General features: G+C 44.7%; 16 protein-coding genes and 1 tRNA gene. 8 read left to right on the top strand and 9 right to left on the bottom strand.

Annotated features, from left to right (window positions below):
• Positions 1-4: 4 nt before the first annotated feature.
• From atpA to pfkA, 9 genes are all read right to left on the bottom strand, one after another.
• The gene (gene atpA / locus ADJ77_RS11175) at positions 5-1,588 is read right to left on the bottom strand and encodes a F0F1 ATP synthase subunit alpha (RefSeq protein WP_025078683.1); all 1,584 of its coding nucleotides are present in this window, start codon (positions 1,586-1,588) and stop codon (positions 5-7) included.
• Positions 1,589-1,599: 11 nt separating this feature from the next.
• Positions 1,600-2,136: a F0F1 ATP synthase subunit delta gene (locus tag ADJ77_RS11170; RefSeq protein ID WP_025078684.1), complete on the bottom strand. Its 537-nt coding sequence runs from the start codon at positions 2,134-2,136 to the stop codon at positions 1,600-1,602.
• 6 nt (positions 2,137-2,142) lie between these two features.
• Positions 2,143-2,655: a F0F1 ATP synthase subunit B gene (gene atpF / locus ADJ77_RS11165; protein WP_025078685.1), complete on the bottom strand. Its 513-nt coding sequence runs from the start codon at positions 2,653-2,655 to the stop codon at positions 2,143-2,145.
• Between the two features lie 54 nt (positions 2,656-2,709).
• Positions 2,710-2,949, bottom strand: coding sequence for an ATP synthase F0 subunit C (gene atpE, locus ADJ77_RS11160; RefSeq protein WP_025078686.1), 240 nt, complete (start codon positions 2,947-2,949; stop codon positions 2,710-2,712).
• A gap of 231 nt (positions 2,950-3,180) precedes the next feature.
• Positions 3,181-4,278: a F0F1 ATP synthase subunit A gene (atpB, locus tag ADJ77_RS11155; protein WP_042741020.1), complete on the bottom strand. Its 1,098-nt coding sequence runs from the start codon at positions 4,276-4,278 to the stop codon at positions 3,181-3,183.
• A 3-nt stretch (positions 4,279-4,281) separates the two neighbouring features.
• On the bottom strand, positions 4,282-4,692 hold the full coding sequence (locus ADJ77_RS11150) for a hypothetical protein (RefSeq protein ID WP_025078687.1): 411 nt from the start codon (positions 4,690-4,692) through the stop codon (positions 4,282-4,284).
• 30 nt (positions 4,693-4,722) lie between these two features.
• A complete protein-coding gene (locus tag ADJ77_RS11145; RefSeq protein WP_025078688.1) occupies positions 4,723-4,962 on the bottom strand; it encodes a FoF1 ATP synthase subunit delta/epsilon in 240 nt (79 codons plus the stop codon).
• Between the two features lie 39 nt (positions 4,963-5,001).
• The gene (gene atpD, locus ADJ77_RS11140) at positions 5,002-6,525 is read right to left on the bottom strand and encodes a F0F1 ATP synthase subunit beta (protein WP_050696418.1); all 1,524 of its coding nucleotides are present in this window, start codon (positions 6,523-6,525) and stop codon (positions 5,002-5,004) included.
• Positions 6,526-6,589: 64 nt separating this feature from the next.
• Positions 6,590-7,567 (bottom strand): 6-phosphofructokinase, encoded by a 978-nt coding sequence (gene pfkA, locus ADJ77_RS11135; RefSeq protein WP_050696417.1) that lies wholly within the window; start codon positions 7,565-7,567, stop codon positions 6,590-6,592.
• Between the two features lie 2,135 nt (positions 7,568-9,702).
• On the opposite strand from pfkA, the gene ADJ77_RS11130 reads away from it, so the two are divergent.
• From ADJ77_RS11130 to ADJ77_RS11100, 8 genes are all read left to right on the top strand, one after another.
• Positions 9,703-9,787 (top strand) — tRNA-Ser (locus ADJ77_RS11130).
• Between the two features lie 396 nt (positions 9,788-10,183).
• Entirely contained in the window at positions 10,184-10,363 is a 180-nt protein-coding gene (locus ADJ77_RS11125) for a hypothetical protein (RefSeq protein WP_036874533.1), read from the top strand.
• Between the two features lie 170 nt (positions 10,364-10,533).
• Entirely contained in the window at positions 10,534-10,767 is a 234-nt protein-coding gene (locus tag ADJ77_RS11120; RefSeq protein WP_023926435.1) for a helix-turn-helix domain-containing protein, read from the top strand.
• Complete coding sequence (locus tag ADJ77_RS13885) at positions 10,764-10,916, top strand: hypothetical protein (RefSeq protein ID WP_021671756.1); 153 nt, start codon at positions 10,764-10,766, stop codon at positions 10,914-10,916. The genes ADJ77_RS11120 and ADJ77_RS13885 overlap by 4 nt, the downstream gene beginning before the upstream one ends.
• Positions 10,917-10,930: 14 nt before the next feature.
• The gene (locus ADJ77_RS11115) at positions 10,931-11,980 is read left to right on the top strand and encodes a DNA cytosine methyltransferase (RefSeq protein WP_050696416.1); all 1,050 of its coding nucleotides are present in this window, start codon (positions 10,931-10,933) and stop codon (positions 11,978-11,980) included.
• Positions 11,962-13,449, top strand: coding sequence for a protein NO VEIN domain-containing protein (locus ADJ77_RS11110; protein ID WP_050696415.1), 1,488 nt, complete (start codon positions 11,962-11,964; stop codon positions 13,447-13,449). The genes ADJ77_RS11115 and ADJ77_RS11110 overlap by 19 nt, the downstream gene beginning before the upstream one ends.
• Complete coding sequence (gene dcm, locus ADJ77_RS11105) at positions 13,437-14,819, top strand: DNA (cytosine-5-)-methyltransferase (RefSeq protein ID WP_025079040.1); 1,383 nt, start codon at positions 13,437-13,439, stop codon at positions 14,817-14,819. Before ADJ77_RS11110 ends, dcm begins: the two co-directional genes overlap by 13 nt.
• Positions 14,820-14,846: 27 nt before the next feature.
• Positions 14,847-15,581 carry a nuclease-related domain-containing protein gene (locus ADJ77_RS11100; RefSeq protein ID WP_025079039.1) on the top strand — a complete coding sequence of 245 codons (735 nt, stop codon included), beginning with the start codon at positions 14,847-14,849 and terminating at the stop codon, positions 15,579-15,581.

Raw genomic sequence — 15,581 nt, 5'->3', positions numbered from 1 at the left:
GTCTTTATTTATATTGTCCGGCAATATTGCCCATGACTTCCTCGATTACCTTGACGGAAGCATCTTCCAGTTTGCCAGAAGCCAGTTCGCTGATTACATCGGCATGGGTTGAACGCATGCTGTCGAGGAACTGATCCTGACACTGGCGTATCTGGTCAACAGGCACGTCGCGCATCAGTCCGTTCACACCGCAATAGAGGATGGCAATCTGCTCACCCACTGGCATCGGGTTGTACTGTGGCTGGATAAGCAACTGGTTGTTCTTACGTCCACGGTCAAGGGTCATTGCTGTGACCTTGTCCATATCTGATGAGAACTTAGAGAATGCCTCCAACTCACGATACTGTGCCATATCAATCTTCAACGTACCAGCCACCTTCTTCATACTCTTGACCTGTGCTGAACCACCCACACGAGATACGGAAATACCTACGTTGATAGCCGGGCGGAAACCCTGGTTAAAGAGGTCTGACTCAAGATAAATCTGACCGTCGGTAATGGAAATCACGTTAGTAGGGATGTAGGCTGACACGTCACCTGCCTGTGTCTCAATGATAGGCAGAGCGGTGAGTGACCCGCCACCTCTTACATGTCCCTTCATGCACTCTGGGAGGTCGTTCATCTTCTCGGCAATCTCCTGCTGGTTGTTGATACGTGCGGCACGCTCAAGCAGACGAGAGTGGAGATAGAAGACGTCACCAGGATAAGCCTCACGACCTGAAGGACGACGGAGAATCAATGATACCTCACGATAAGCTACAGCCTGCTTTGACAAGTCATCATAGATAACGAGGGCAGAGTAGCCACGGTCGCGGAAGTACTCACCGATAGCAGCACCGGCAAATGGCGCATAATACTGCATGGCAGCAGGGTCAGCCGCTGTTGCACTTACGATAATCGTGTAAGGCATTGCGCCATGCTCCTTGAGGTTCTGTACCAATGTGGCAACGGTAGAAGCCTTCTGACCGATGGCAACATAGATACAGTAAACAGGATTGCCCTGTTCATAGAAGCTCTTTTGATTGATGATGGTATCAACGGCAATGGCTGTCTTACCTGTCTGGCGGTCACCAATGATAAGCTCACGCTGACCACGACCGATAGGAATCATTGAGTCAACGGCCTTCAGACCAGTCTGGAGCGGTTCCTTCACTGGCTGACGATAGATAACACCCGGAGCCTTGCGGTCCAGCGGCATCTCAAAAGAATCAGTCAGGTTAATATCACCCTTACCATCGATAGCCTCTCCAAGCGGATTGACTACACGTCCCAAGAAGTTGTCGTTGACACGGATAGAGGCAATGCGGTGTGTACGCTTGACGCTCTGCCCCTCCTTGATACCTGCAGTAGGACCAAGAAGGATACAACCTACATTGTCTTCTTCCAAGTTCATGACAATCGCCATGGTGCCATTCTCAAATTCAAGCAACTCATTGGCTTCAGCATTGCGAAGACCATAGACACGTGCCACACCGTCGCTGACGGTCAGTACGGTACCGACTTCATCAAACTTCTCCTCAGAGCTGATGCCTTGAAGTTCTTTTACAAGAATCTCAGACACCTCACTTGGTTTAATTTTATCTGACATGTTTTAATCTATTACTTTTTTAATTGTGTGAGGATAGCATTCAGTTTGCTCTTCACGCTGGCATCCATTCTGTAAGTATCATACTCCAGAATAAAGCCGCCGATGAGTGAAGGGTCAACCTCAGTGTTGAACTCAACGGTTCCCTGTGCTCTGGATTGTACCAGTGCTTTCATCTTGTCTTCCGTCTGGGAAGAGACAGGCGAGGCTGTGATGACCTTTCCGCGAATGATGTTCTTCTGCTTACGATACAGAGCGACATAGTCATTCGCCATAAGCTGCAGCAACTCCTCTCTATCCGCCTTCATGACAAGGGAAAGGAAGTTCCCAATAAGCTCAGGACAGTTGTCACCACAGGCTACTTCCAATAGCTTGCGCTTCTTCTCCTTCGGAAGCATCGGGCTTTCAATCGTCATGCGGAGTTCCGGCACCTGAAGGTAGCTCTGGGCAAGGGTCTGCATGATAGCATATACCTTGTCCTCGAGACCTTGCTCACAGGCACTCTTCAACAGCGCACGAGCATAGCGAACCGATATTACACCTGTATTCATAAGCGATTATTTACTTTCAGTTCCGTTAGAAGAAGCAACTTCATCCAATAAGCGGTCGATAAGCTGTGCCTGCTCAGCAGAACCAGACAGTTCCTTATGCAGAATCTTCTCAGCAATCTGCACAGAGAGATCTGCAACCTGCGAACGGATGTCACGGATGGCAGCCTGCTTCTGACTTTCAATCTCCGCCTTGGCTTCAGAAAGGATGCGGGCACTCTCTTCGTGTGCCTTCTCCTGTGCCTGTCCGACTATGGTGTCACGTGTCTCAGACGCCTCCCTAAGGATTTGTGCCTGTTTCTCACGTGCCTCCATGAGCAGCTCCTCACCTTGTTTCTGAATGTTGGCAAGCCTCAAGTTGGCTTCCTCTGCCTTGGCAAGACTCTCGTCGATATACTCCTTGCGCTCGTTCACCATCTTGATAATCGATGGGAAGCCCCATTTCCACAAGATGAAGAAGACCACCAGAAAGACGAGGGTCATCCAAAAGAGTAAGCCACTATCTGGCAATAATAATGACATAAGCTGCTAAATTACTTTTCTTACCAATTTTGTTTAAATAACTCTGTGTGCAGTTTAGAATACACAGAGGAGAGCGATAATTGCAGCAAAGAAGGCAACACCCTCTACCAATGCAGCTGCAATGATCATAGCAGAACGAAGCTCACCGATCTTCTCTGGCTGACGAGCCATAGCGTCCATAGCCTGACCACCGATACGACCAATACCAATACCTGCGCCTACGGCTGCGATACTTGCACCGATAGCGGCGCCCAACTTTGCAGTTTCTGCTGCTAATAACAATGATGTCAACATAGTTTTTTGCTTTTAATTTATTAATTGTTTTTATTTTCTTATTTTGCTTTTGAAAGGAAGAAATAGCGAGGCTGTCAGGACCAACTTGTTTGGCAAGGTTAGTATTCCTAACAGGACTATCATTCCCAATAAGGTTAGCGTGTTTCGGAATGCCAGACCCTCTGTCTAAGCAGTTCCCTTAAAACAAGCAACTCGTCAACTTGTTAACTTGTCAACTCGTCAACTCCGAAACTACGCTTCTGCCTCGTGTACCTGTGCCAATGAGATGAACACAGCACTCAACATCGTGAATACAAGTGCCTGGATGAAACATACAAGCAACTCGAGCAGCATCATGAAGATGCTCATGCCCACACTCACAATCGTCATGGAAGAACTAAGGACAATACCCATAGTCGCCATGATAAAGATAATACACGTCAATGCCAACGCAATAGCATGTCCTGCCATCATATTGGCAAAGAGACGCACCATCAATGCGAAAGGCTTTGTGAAGATACCAAAAATCTCAATAACTGGCATCAAAGGCACCGGTACCTTCAACCAAGTTGGCACATCAGGCCAGAAGATATCCTTCCAATAATGCTTTGTTCCCGAGAGGTTTGTCACGAGGAACGTACACACGGCTAAGAAGAAGGTTATGGTTATATTACCTGTCAGGTTACCACCACCTGGAGGGAATGGAATAATACCCATCAGGTTGGCAACTAAGATGAAGAAGAAACACGTGAGCAGATAAGGAGCAAACCTGTCTGCATCCTTACCCAACGTAGGCTTAATCACCTCGTCATAGATATACATCACCAGCATGTGCATCAATCCCGTAAAACCCTTCGGTGCCTTGTCCGTAAACTTATGACGGCGGCACCAGCGTGCCGGAATCAGAATACACAGCAAGAGAATGATGGCATCAATGAAGAGTACGCACACCGACTTCGTTATAGATATATCAAAGGGACGCACTTCCGTGCCGTCCTCCTTCAACTCAACGATACGACGTTCGTAGTTTCCCTTCGTTGCAATGAACAAATCTGGATTGTACTTGCAGGGACGGTAACCCGCATGTGGTCCTTCCGTCAATGGCTCTTCGGCGAAATCCTCTGCCTTGCCTGCATACCAGCCTTTTGATGTCTTCACAAAGACCGGCAGGTTGATGATGATTGGTTTGTCACCGATATTGGTAACGTGCCACTCGTATGAGTCCTTGATATGTCCCCACAATATCTCCTGCAGGTCAATCCCCTCTCCTTTGCTCTCTGATGCGGCGGCACCAGGAAGAAGCAGAAAGAGCATCATTGCCATACAAAACAGATGCTTGAGATACTTCATTCGTTAATTATTAATTTTATTGTTCTTTTCCACTTTGTAAAAATAGACGGTATCGAATGCCAACAGCACAAGATAGAAAACCATGAAGATGACAGCAAAGCTGAGTATCATCGTGCGCTCCTTCACCACAAAGGCATAAACCAGAAGAACCAGGAATGCCAACAGCATCCGTAGTCCCGAAGCAACAAGATAGAACTTGCTCAGAACAGCAGGCGACTGACTGGCTACTCCTTTCCATGCTCCTCCATATACAGAGGTTATGATGAGCGAATACACAGCACTGATAGTAAGCATGGTGATATAAGACGGGTGCTGCGTCAGCTGCACCACCAGCAAACCGATAAGATAGAGTCCTGCGATAATCCACAGACTGGTCTTATAGTACTTCTTATATAGCTTGTTATAATCTATCATGCTTATTCAGCTGCCTGCCAGCTTTCAACTTCAGATTTCCACGCAGAGACTCACCTCGTTCTTCTTCACCTCAACGAATCCGCCAACGATCTGAAGCTCGCTCTTTGTCCCCTTTACGCTATAGACCACCTTGCCTTCAACCAGCGTTGAGATGATAGGTGCATGATCATTGAGAATCTCAAACGGTCCCACAGTTCCCGGAACCAGCACGCTATCCACTTCGCCTGTAAAGACAACCCTTTCGGGAGAAACTATTTTAAGTGTCAACATAGACAATTCAATTATTATTCAGTTCGTGCAAGGAAATGATTACTTGGTAGCCTCCAAGAGACGCTTAGCCTTCTCCTTGACATCCTCAATCGTACCAACGTTCAGGAACGCCTGTTCAGGAAGGTCGTCAACCTCACCGTTCAGGATAGCGTTGAAGCCCTTGATTGTCTCTTCGATTGGGACCATCACGCCCTTGACACCAGTAAACTGCTCTGCAACCGTAAACGGCTGGGAGAGGAAACGCTGTACACGACGGGCGCGGTTCACCACCTGCTTGTCCTCGTCAGACAACTCATCCATACCGAGGATGGCGATAATATCCTGCAATTCGTTATAGTGCTGCAGCAACTGTTTTACACGCTGCGCACATTCATAGTGCTCTTTACCGACAATCAGTGGGTCAAGGATACGTGAGGTACTACCCAGTGGGTCTACAGCCGGATAGATACCGAGCTCGGTAATCTTACGACTCAACTCCGTTGTTGCGTCCAAGTGGGTAAAGGTAGTAGCTGGTGCAGGGTCGGTCAAGTCGTCAGCAGGCACGTAAACCGCCTGTACTGAAGTAATTGAACCACGTTTTGTGGAAGTAATGCGCTCCTGCATAGCACCCATCTCACTTGCCAGTGTAGGCTGATAACCTACGGCTGATGGCATACGACCCAGCAACGCTGACACCTCAGAGCCAGCCTGTGTGAAACGGAAGATGTTGTCAATGAAGAACATGATGTCGGCTGCCTCGCCGTTCTTACCTCCGTGGTCACGGAACTCCTCGGCAACGGTCAGACCTGAGAGTGCCACTGATGCACGTGCACCAGGTGGCTCATTCATCTGTCCATATACAAGTGTTGCCTGCGACTTCTGCAGTTCTTCCTGGTCAACAAGTGAAAGGTCCCACTTGCCTTCATCCATAGCCTTGCGGAACTCCTCACCGTAACGGATAACGCCTGACTCCAACATATCACGGATCAGGTCATTTCCTTCACGGGTACGTTCGCCCACGCCGGCAAATACAGAGTAACCGTTGTGACCCTTTGCGATGTTGTTGATCAGCTCCATGATAAGCACCGTCTTACCCACACCGGCACCACCGAAAAGTCCGATCTTACCACCTTTCATATAAGGCTCAAGCAAGTCGATGACCTTAATGCCGGTCTGGAGCATCTCCTTGTGTGTAGAGAGGTCTTCAAACTTAGGAGCCTCACGGTGGATAGGGTAAGCACCTTCCATGTTCAGTGCCTCCATACCGTCGATAGGCTGACCGATAACGTTCATCATGCGACCCTTGATTTGGTCGCCGGACGGCATGACGATAGGGCTGCCTGTAGGTACAACCTCAAGGTTACGCTGCAGACCTTCGGTGTTGTCCATAGCCACACAGCGCACGGTATCCTCACCGATATGCTGCTGTACCTCGATAATCAAATCCTGCCCGTTCGGACGTTTTACGCGTAGGGCATCGTAAATCTTAGGCAGAACCTTCTCAGGATTCTCTCCTTTGGTATCAAAGTAGACATCGATAACAGGACCGATAATCTGAGAGATACGCCCATTAATCTGTGACATAAATTTCTTTATTGTTTTTTATTATTATTTCCTCTATATATAAGTAAGGTGGAAAAGAAACTTTTTAGATACTCAGCTCGTCAAGTACCTTGATAAGTTTCCTGTCGAAAGGCTTATCAGAGCGGATTGCCTCGGACAGCGGTACATAGACCACCTCGTTGTTCCTGACACCCACCATGATGTTGCGCTGTCCCTGAAGGATGGCCTCGATGGCACCAACACCCGTACGGCTCGCAAGGATGCGGTCACGTGCTGAGGGACGACCGCCACGCTGCAGGTGCCCAAGAATTGATACACGTACGTCATAGTCAGGGAACTCCTTGTGTACACGGTCAGCATAATACATTGCGCCACACTTAGGACTTTCAGAGACAATGACGATACAGCTCTTCTTTGACTTGCGGATACCACGTTCCATGAAACGTGCCAGCTGGTCGACATCGGTTGAGTCTTCCGGGATAATGGCAGCCTCAGCGCCGCTGGCAATAGCCGAATTCTGTGCCAGGAAGCCGGCATCACGTCCCATCACTTCGACGAAGAAGATGCGCTCGTGGCTCTGTGCGGTGTCACGGATGCGGTCAACACACTCCATGATGGTGTTCATCGTCGTGTCATACCCGATAGTGCTGTCCGTACCGTAAAGGTCGTTGTCAATCGTACCGGGCAAGCCGATGCAACAGAAATCATGCTCCTGTGCAAACTTCATGGCACCCGTCAGCGATCCGTTACCACCAATGACAACCAGTGCGTCAATCCCCTCTTTGACAAGGTTGTCGTATGCCTGCTGGCGTCCTTCCTCCGTCGCAAAGCCCTTTGATCGTGCTGTCTTGAGGATGGTGCCACCTTGCCCGATGATACCGCTGACATTCTCGGTTGTGAAGGGTTTGATGTCGTCAGTAATCAATCCGTCATATCCACGATAGACAGCCTTGACGTCAAAACCATTATATATGCCAGCCCTGGTCACAGCCCGTATTGCCGCATTCATACCCGGTGCGTCACCGCCAGAGGTCAGAATTCCGATTGTCTTTATTTTAGCCATATATTGTCTTAGAACACTTTTTATTTAATCAATAATCAACCGCAAAGATAACAAATAAAAAACACAAAAACAAAGTTGATAAGGAAAAAGTTGGGGATAAATACAAAAATCAACAAACCTGTCGACAAATACATAACATTCTTCCCGACACTGATAAATTAGATTATGCATCTGTCTTTACCTAAAACAAAGATGCCATGCCTCGAAACATGCACTGCTGTCACCTGCTCCCAACTTGTTTATATACAAAGCATTACACTGTTTAAGGCAAATTAGAAGAAGATAATGCTGTTCGTACCTCTAAACTTTGATAGCCTGTCGGCTAACAAGTCTTACTAATCTGAATGGGCTGAGTTAATATGAGTCTTCAGGAATTTGGAGTGATGAGTTTTGCCTCGTGAGTTTAGAACATTGAAGAGATGGCACACAGAGGCAGAGGGTGGACGGAGGATTATTAGATACAAAGCTATGGCAGGCACGGAGGCGCCGTCGGTGCGTGGAGCAAAGGAGGGCGTTTGCGAACTTTACCCGCAAAGGTCTTTGAATGGCGTTTGTTTTCCAAAGCTATTAGCAAGCTGGACGCTATGCCTTTGTCACTCTTTGTGCCATCGGTACCTCTGTGACATTGCTTTCACCTCCGTGTTCTCCATTTCTCTGCGTGCCTTGTTATGGTTCTTCCGTTAAATGCATAGATTGCATCTATGAAGGCTTATACACCTGCATGGTATGACTATCCAAAAACAGATGGTTTTGCAAAGGGGAACAAGTTGAAAGGTATAATGTAGAAAAGACAAATAAATATTTTGTCTATCTATTAACAAGTTTTCCGTCTTCTATAACTTATCCCCATACTAACCGATGTTTGTAAACTATTTTCATGCAGTTCAAAACCAACACATGGTCTTTTGGCTTTGAAAAGACGCCCAATAGACTTGCAATAGATGCCCTTTTGAGGTCTGACTAACGCCCTTTTGAAGTCCAATTAAGCACCTTATTCTTGTATGACCTTATAACCAACTGATTTATTGATGGTTGCAAACTTGCTTTTTACACGTTTTTTTGCCTTTATCTGTAGATGCTTTAACCGAAATTATGTCATGATTTTTCAATGTCTTATCTGCAAATTTTCGAAGCGTTAACATGATAAGTTTTTCTGTGTCGGAGGATGATAATAAAGATAGACAGCCAAGACTGTCTTGGCTGTCTATTTGTATAATGCATAACTTCAGTTCTTTTGTTAAAGCTATACGAAAAGTGTCCACGCTTTTAACGGAAGAACCCTTATTATGAGTAGGTTTACTTCATCACGCCATATTTCGGGAGAACCACATTTGTTTCGTTGAGTGCAAACATTTTTGGTTCATCCGACATTTGGAGTGATAACCTATGAATGATACTCAAATTTTGAGATAAAAATCTCTTCATAACCTTCTCATTAATAATGGATTTAGACTAAATGAAGTGAATTTATAAGTTATAGTAACTCCTGCAGTACTAATTAGCACATTATGATTATAATTCTCCGTATATAAAGGGTTTAACATATATGAGCAATGGTGTAAGTAGTTGATTATTAATAACTAATTATTATCACTCCAAATTCCGGAAGACCCACATTTTTTCGCACAAAGGTAGTGATGAGATGAAATAGGAGAAAGACGGATAATGTTGGATGCTTACGTTTCTTCGTCCTCATTCTGCCCAGACTGTCGTAAAGGAATGAGCTTCCTGCTGCCGTAAGGGTTGCGGGCGTTACTATAGATGTAATAGTCGGTCAGCCAAACAACGTTACCTTTGCCATCGTATGCTTGGGTGGATCGACCGACGTAGTCGCTGATAATACTGTACGCCTGTCACCAACAAGATTAGCAGTAGGGGCATAGCTGTCGTAAGCCCATGTGATAAGATTCTCAACGGGCTCAGGTCTGTCGAATGTTATCTCACCTGTTTTAGTAGCATCCTTTAATTTGTTGCTATCTATTATGAACCCTCAAGGCATTCGGGATCTGTTATTTTGGTTAAAAAGTGTTTTGTTCCAAAATTAATCATCCTAATATTTTGTGGTCTCAAAAAATATCCATACCTTTGCACTCGCTTTCAACAAAGAAGCAGTTAGACTGCGAAAGTTACTTTCTGGAGAGATGGTAGAGTGGTCGATTACAGCGGTCTTGAAAACCGCCGTGCTGAGAGGCACCGGGGGTTCGAATCCCTCTCTCTCCGCAAACAAGGGTGTAAATCAACGAATTACGTGATTTACACCCTTTATTACACCCAAAAAGTTTCTCGGTATTTCTTGTATGGTTTATTGCGGCACGATGTCAGGGATTCTATTCTTACGTATCATTCAGAGCTACTAGAATAAGACTGTCATCAACTACTATACTATTGCTCTTGGTCGTAACAAAACCTCACACCAACGAGTAGGATTTTCGTGCCCATCCACGAGTTTGAACGCCACGGCTGGCAGGTAGAAGTGGGTCATCTATGCAACCCAATGCGTTTCAACGAGCAGCACCAGCTCATCGGTCAAGGGCTTCGCTGGCAAACAACGCCTTATGTCCCTTTTTCAGCCGTAGCAACAATCCCGGCCTTATTCTTGCCATCCAGTCGGCAGGAGTGTCAAGAGGACGCAACGGATTCCGCAAGGACAAGTCAGGCGAGAAGCTCGCCGAATCAGAAGAAGACCTCTTAGAGCACCGCACCGACGGCTCCGACGCATTCGACACCCTCTACATCAGCTGCGAGAAATTCCCCGTTCACGACATCGTGAACGTACCTGTTAGTGGTGTGATGTAGTCTAAAATCCCTCATAAACGGCAAGAAACTTATCATTCTTGCCGTTTTTCTTATTATTTTGCCCTCTATTTTATTCAAAAATGCACGTTTATGACAAATGGTTATCATAAAATGACCAAAGTATAAAATAAAAGTGGTAACTTTGACGCATAGATAAAATCATAAATGACATGGCAAAGACTACGTGCAGAAACCGATTGCGTGTTTTTATGGCTGACAAATGTTTAACTAATAGCGACTTGGCGACAAAGATGAATCTATCTGAGGTTACCATATCACGTTGGCGTTCAAACAGAATACAACCATCTGTGTTGCAGTTGGTAGAGTTGGCCGAAATATTAAAGGTCGATATTAAAGACCTTTTGGAGATAAACCATAATGAAGAAAATAGATTAGCTTTATGAGTGAAGAAAAACAGATGCTGCTTCAAGAGCAAATAAATAAAATTGAGGATGTAATCGCCACACTCAACCAACAATTTCAAGGAGAAGATTTGGATGACGAGACGAATTTCTTGACTATTGTACGTGACAACCTCAAAGAAATTAAATAATAAAGAGAAACTGAATGAACAAGAAACATACATTCATTGACCTCTTTTCAGGATGTGGCGGTTTGTCGCTTGGATTTGAAATGGCAGGTCTTGAAAGTCTTATTGCCATAGACCATTGGCAAGATGCACTGAAGACCTACGCATATAATCGTCCTGGTGCGAAAACCTTGTGTGCAGACCTTTTGGCATTGACACCACAAGAAGTTGAAGAGGCGATACAAACGAATAATGTAGATGTCATTATCGGTGGGCCTCCTTGTCAGGGTTTTTCTGTTGCAGGAAAAAGAATAATAGAGGACGAGCGAAACCAACTCTATAAAAGGTTTGTTGCAATGGTTGCTTATTTCCAGCCCAAGGCTTTTGTCATGGAAAATGTGCCTAACATATTGTCAATGGGAGAGGGTGTTATCAAAAAGGCAATCCTTGATGATTTTGAGGCATTGGGATACAATGTTCAATGCAAGGTGCTTACTGCCTCGAATTATGGCGTACCTCAAAATAGAAGAAGAGCTGTTTTCGTTGGCTTGAAAAATGGCGAGTTCGACTTTAATCTGCCAGAGGTAGAGCATAAGGTTACAACAGGTGAAGCATTGTCAGACTTGCCTGAATGCTCTATGACAGATGGCGACAAGTATGCGGTAGAGCCTCAGAGCGATTATCAAAAATTTATCCGTGCAAACAGCAGTGGTGTTTTTAATCATGAGACTACCGAACACAACCAAAAGACAATAGACATTATCAACCTTGTTCCTGACGGCGGCAACTACAAAGACCTGCCCGAATCTTTACAGGGTATAAGAAAAGTTCATATCGCATGGACACGCTTAAACAGTAAAGCACCAAGTATAACCATTGATACAGGACACAGACATCACTTTCACTACAAATGGAATAGAGTTCCAACAGTTAGAGAGTGTGCAAGAATACAATCATTTCCAGACACGTTTGTGTTCACATGCAGTAAAACGAGCCAATACAAACAGGTCGGCAATGCCGTCCCCCCATTGATGGCGAACGCTATTGCTAAACATTTGAAAGAAACATTATGGCCAAGCAAGAAATAAAATACTATAATCTGCCAGACAAATACTGGCATAGAATCCATTTTGTACGACCACGCTTCAAAAGCAATATTGAGAATGTTCTTCTTTATATGGCTGGAGAATGTTGCCGCATCCCAGATTGTAGTTGTGAGGATTATAATAAGAAGTACTTGAATGCCATAAGGATGTTCCCTGGTAACATTGATATGGAAGAAAAGACTTTACAGAATTGGCGAACAGAAATCCCAGCACTCTTTGGCTTCTATGTAGAAGACAAGGAGGCTGACATTACTCGTACATCCAAAATGGCAACGTTCTTGTACGAGAACCAAGACCTCACTCAGTTTTTCAGACTTTTCCTTATGTCATTTCAATTCCCTGGTGGGCACATGAAGCCACAGGACTTGAAGGACATTATCTATTTGAATATACGATTCAAACCAGCCAAGACCATCATTCAGGTATTATTGGCAGGTAATGAGCTGTTGAGTTCCGAAAACAGCGTAAAGGAGATGTCTTTGTCAGCCGAGGAAGCCACCTACTGCATATTTAACGATGTTCGAGTAACCAGTGGGCAGATTTCTCCTAAGCAAGTTGCCAAGACCATCCTTGACAACCGTAAGAATCAAATCAAATACTATAACCCAGCCGACCCACATACGAAGTCACTCACAGGTGCTTCACGCACAAAGGGTGATATGACAAGGTATGCTGGAGACATTCTTGATTACATGGAGCTTGCCGATTTGCTTACCAAAAATGGCAGCTACTTTTACCTGAAAGGCAATGAGCTCCAAGCTATTCAGGCCTTTGCCAAGGATAAAACTTGGTTTAAGGGATATGAATCTTTCTATGGTCAGAATGACCTCGACACCGCAAGTCTTTCAGCTGTAGAGCCAAATTGGTTTGCATACGTCAACGACTCCATGAAGCCGGATATGTTCAAGACCGACATCAGAAGTCTGCTGCAACAAGATGATGAAATAGATGTTGTATTCGGTGAGAGAATACAGGATGTTGTCTCTGGCGATAGAACGACAAAGGACATAGGAAACCTTGGCGAAGCAATTATTTGCGGTCATGAAAAGATGCGTTTGAAAATCAATGGCTACGGCGAGCAATTTATTAAACTCGTCCAAATTGTTGACAGCCCATCATACCATCCGGGCTTTGACATAGATAGCTTTGAGGGTGATGGAACCGAGGACCACCGCTATATTGAGGTAAAGACAACTGTGAGCAAACAGAAAATCCAGATGTACGGCTTCCACATGTCGCCAAACGAGTGGCGAGTTGCCAATACAATCAAAGAGCATTACTGTGTCTATCGCTTGATGCTTAGTGCGCATAGCAAGGTACTGATTGTTCTCAGGAACCCAGTTGCTTTATACAAGACAGATAAGATTGAAGCGATGCCACGTGATGGTATGGAAGTTTCTTTCGACTCAAACATATTTGAACCAACAGAAATTTTAGCATGGAAAAGATAAAAGTAGCCTCGCTGTTTTGTGGATGTGGTGGCATGGACTTAGGCGTGTTGGGCGGTTTCTCTTATCTTGGAAAAGAGTATAAGAAGAATCCGTTTGAAATTGTCTACTCCGTTGACAACGACAATTACTGTACTCAAATATATAATGCCAACTTTGAACATAAGTGCATCGTCAAAGATGTACGCGATATTGACATCAACGAGATACCAGACTTCGATATGCTTATTGGCGGTTTCCCTTGTCAGTCATTTTCTATTTCTGCACAAAATCCGCCACGCTTGGGATATAAGGACGAAAGGGGAATGCTCTTCTTTGAGATGGTAAAAATCTTAAAGGAGCGTCAACCTCGTTTCTTTATTGCAGAGAATGTCAAGGGATTACTCTCTGCTAATAAAGGGCAAGCCTTCCCTATGATTATGAGCGAGTTTAAGGCAGCTGGCTATACCGTTGTACATAAACTGCTCAATGCTTCGGAATATGGCGTTCCTCAAAAACGAGAGCGTGTCATCATCATTGGTTTTCGGGATTTTGAAGACTACCATAAATTTTCCTATCCAGCAAAAGTCAAACAGGCAGACAGAAAGGTTTTGCGTGATGTCATTTCGCAAGAATCCGACACCGACGAATCATTATTCTTCAGTGAAAAGGCTGTTGCTGGCATGATGGCTGTTCGTCAAAAGATGAACAAAGGACGAGCCATGCAACTTGATGAGCCGTGTAATACGATAAGTGCACACCTTGCAAAAGTAAGCCTAAACAGCACAGACCCCGTCTATATGATTGGTGAGCGTTACAGAAGATTCTCTTCTCGTGAGGCGGCACGTATACAGTCGTTCCCCGACACTTTCCAGTTTGATTCTGTGTCACAGATAAGACAATACAAGGCAATCGGTAATGCAGTGCCACCAGTTATGATGTGGCACATAGCCCATACACTTGTTAAATGTGTTTCAAAGCAAGCCCCCTTACCTTTAGTTCACAAATACCAAAGTTTAGAAGAGGAAGAAACAAATGGAGTATGGATTCAATTGTCCCTCTTTGAGCCGAAAGCTCTATACTTCTCAAAGCATAATCGAGGCACTTTGATTGCATATTGTAGCAAGACCGAAAACAAAAATATCTTCAAGCACATGCAGTTCAAATATGGAATTAGCGATTCTGACATAGAAGAGCATCCTGAATTGCTCAGTATTAGTCGCTTGGTTTTGCACGACAAGGAGCGAGTTATCGGCTACTATATTGTAGAGTCTGTTGGACTTGACAAAGCAAAAGGCACAAAGAGCAAGAAACCGTCTTTAGTGTATATGTTAGAAGGGACAAATGAGCCTATTCCACATATTAGTAGTACAGACATAAACCTTGTGATATAAAACAGATAGTACACCCTCTGTAACAATATGATAATAGTTACACTCATACCACTGCTAATTTTCTCCGCAATCCTTTACCTTCGTTTCAACAAAGGTAAGATTGCAGAGAAAATGGTGCATCATAAGCTAACGCAACTACCTGAAGAGTATCATGTCATAGACAATGTTCTCTTCATGAGCAATGGTAGGTCAACACAAATTGATCATATTGTGGTATCACCCTATGCCGTGTTTGTAATTGAGACCAAAGGCTATAAAGGTTGGATTTTCGGTGGGGAGAGCACCGAATATTGGACGCAAAGCATATACGGACACAAGTCAACCTTTTACAGCCCACTTCTGCAAAATGATGGCCATGTGCGTTTCTTGAAGTTCATGCTGAAAGATTTAGGGAACATTCCATTTATTCCGATTGTGTGCTTCAACAACGAGGCAGAACTGAAGGTAAATGTTAACACCCATATTGTGGTGAATCGTTGCCGCTTAAAAGATGCAATTTTGCAATATAAAATTCCTGCAATTAGCCAAGAGATTAAAGAGAAAATTATTAGTATCATTGAGAGCAATAGCAAGACTTTGGAAAAAGGTGCTACATGCGAACACAAGTACAATGCACTTCGCAAGCAATACGATAGCCAAAATAAAATCCAACACGGTGTATGCCCAAGGTGCGGAGGACGACTTGTAGAAAGGCAAGGTAGATACGGATGTTTCTTTGGGTGTTCTAACTATCCAAGGTGCAAGTTTACATCTAACCGTTAA

Source organism: Prevotella fusca JCM 17724 (assembly GCF_001262015.1).
GTDB classification, from domain to species: domain Bacteria; phylum Bacteroidota; class Bacteroidia; order Bacteroidales; family Bacteroidaceae; genus Prevotella; species Prevotella fusca.
This window is presented reverse-complemented; position numbering and strand designations above follow the sequence as displayed.

What these genes read in the sequence shown, in the direction of transcription:
- atpB (WP_042741020.1), bottom strand. Translation starts at nt 4,278, where the DNA reads ATGAAGTATCTCAAGCATCTGTTTTGTATGGCAATGATGCTCTTTCTG.
- ADJ77_RS11110 (WP_050696415.1), top strand. Translation starts at nt 11,962, where the DNA reads ATGGCCAAGCAAGAAATAAAATACTATAATCTGCCAGACAAATACTGG.
- ADJ77_RS11120 (WP_023926435.1), top strand. Translation starts at nt 10,534, where the DNA reads ATGGCAAAGACTACGTGCAGAAACCGATTGCGTGTTTTTATGGCTGAC.
- dcm (WP_025079040.1), top strand. Translation starts at nt 13,437, where the DNA reads ATGGAAAAGATAAAAGTAGCCTCGCTGTTTTGTGGATGTGGTGGCATG.
- ADJ77_RS11145 (WP_025078688.1), bottom strand. Translation starts at nt 4,962, where the DNA reads ATGTTGACACTTAAAATAGTTTCTCCCGAAAGGGTTGTCTTTACAGGC.
- atpF (WP_025078685.1), bottom strand. Translation starts at nt 2,655, where the DNA reads ATGTCATTATTATTGCCAGATAGTGGCTTACTCTTTTGGATGACCCTC.
- ADJ77_RS11115 (WP_050696416.1), top strand. Translation starts at nt 10,931, where the DNA reads ATGAACAAGAAACATACATTCATTGACCTCTTTTCAGGATGTGGCGGT.
- pfkA (WP_050696417.1), bottom strand. Translation starts at nt 7,567, where the DNA reads ATGGCTAAAATAAAGACAATCGGAATTCTGACCTCTGGCGGTGACGCA.
- ADJ77_RS11150 (WP_025078687.1), bottom strand. Translation starts at nt 4,692, where the DNA reads ATGATAGATTATAACAAGCTATATAAGAAGTACTATAAGACCAGTCTG.
- atpA (WP_025078683.1), bottom strand. Translation starts at nt 1,588, where the DNA reads ATGTCAGATAAAATTAAACCAAGTGAGGTGTCTGAGATTCTTGTAAAA.
- ADJ77_RS11170 (WP_025078684.1), bottom strand. Translation starts at nt 2,136, where the DNA reads ATGAATACAGGTGTAATATCGGTTCGCTATGCTCGTGCGCTGTTGAAG.
- ADJ77_RS11100 (WP_025079039.1), top strand. Translation starts at nt 14,847, where the DNA reads ATGATAATAGTTACACTCATACCACTGCTAATTTTCTCCGCAATCCTT.
- ADJ77_RS13885 (WP_021671756.1), top strand. Translation starts at nt 10,764, where the DNA reads ATGAGTGAAGAAAAACAGATGCTGCTTCAAGAGCAAATAAATAAAATT.
- atpD (WP_050696418.1), bottom strand. Translation starts at nt 6,525, where the DNA reads ATGTCACAGATTAATGGGCGTATCTCTCAGATTATCGGTCCTGTTATC.
- atpE (WP_025078686.1), bottom strand. Translation starts at nt 2,949, where the DNA reads ATGTTGACATCATTGTTATTAGCAGCAGAAACTGCAAAGTTGGGCGCC.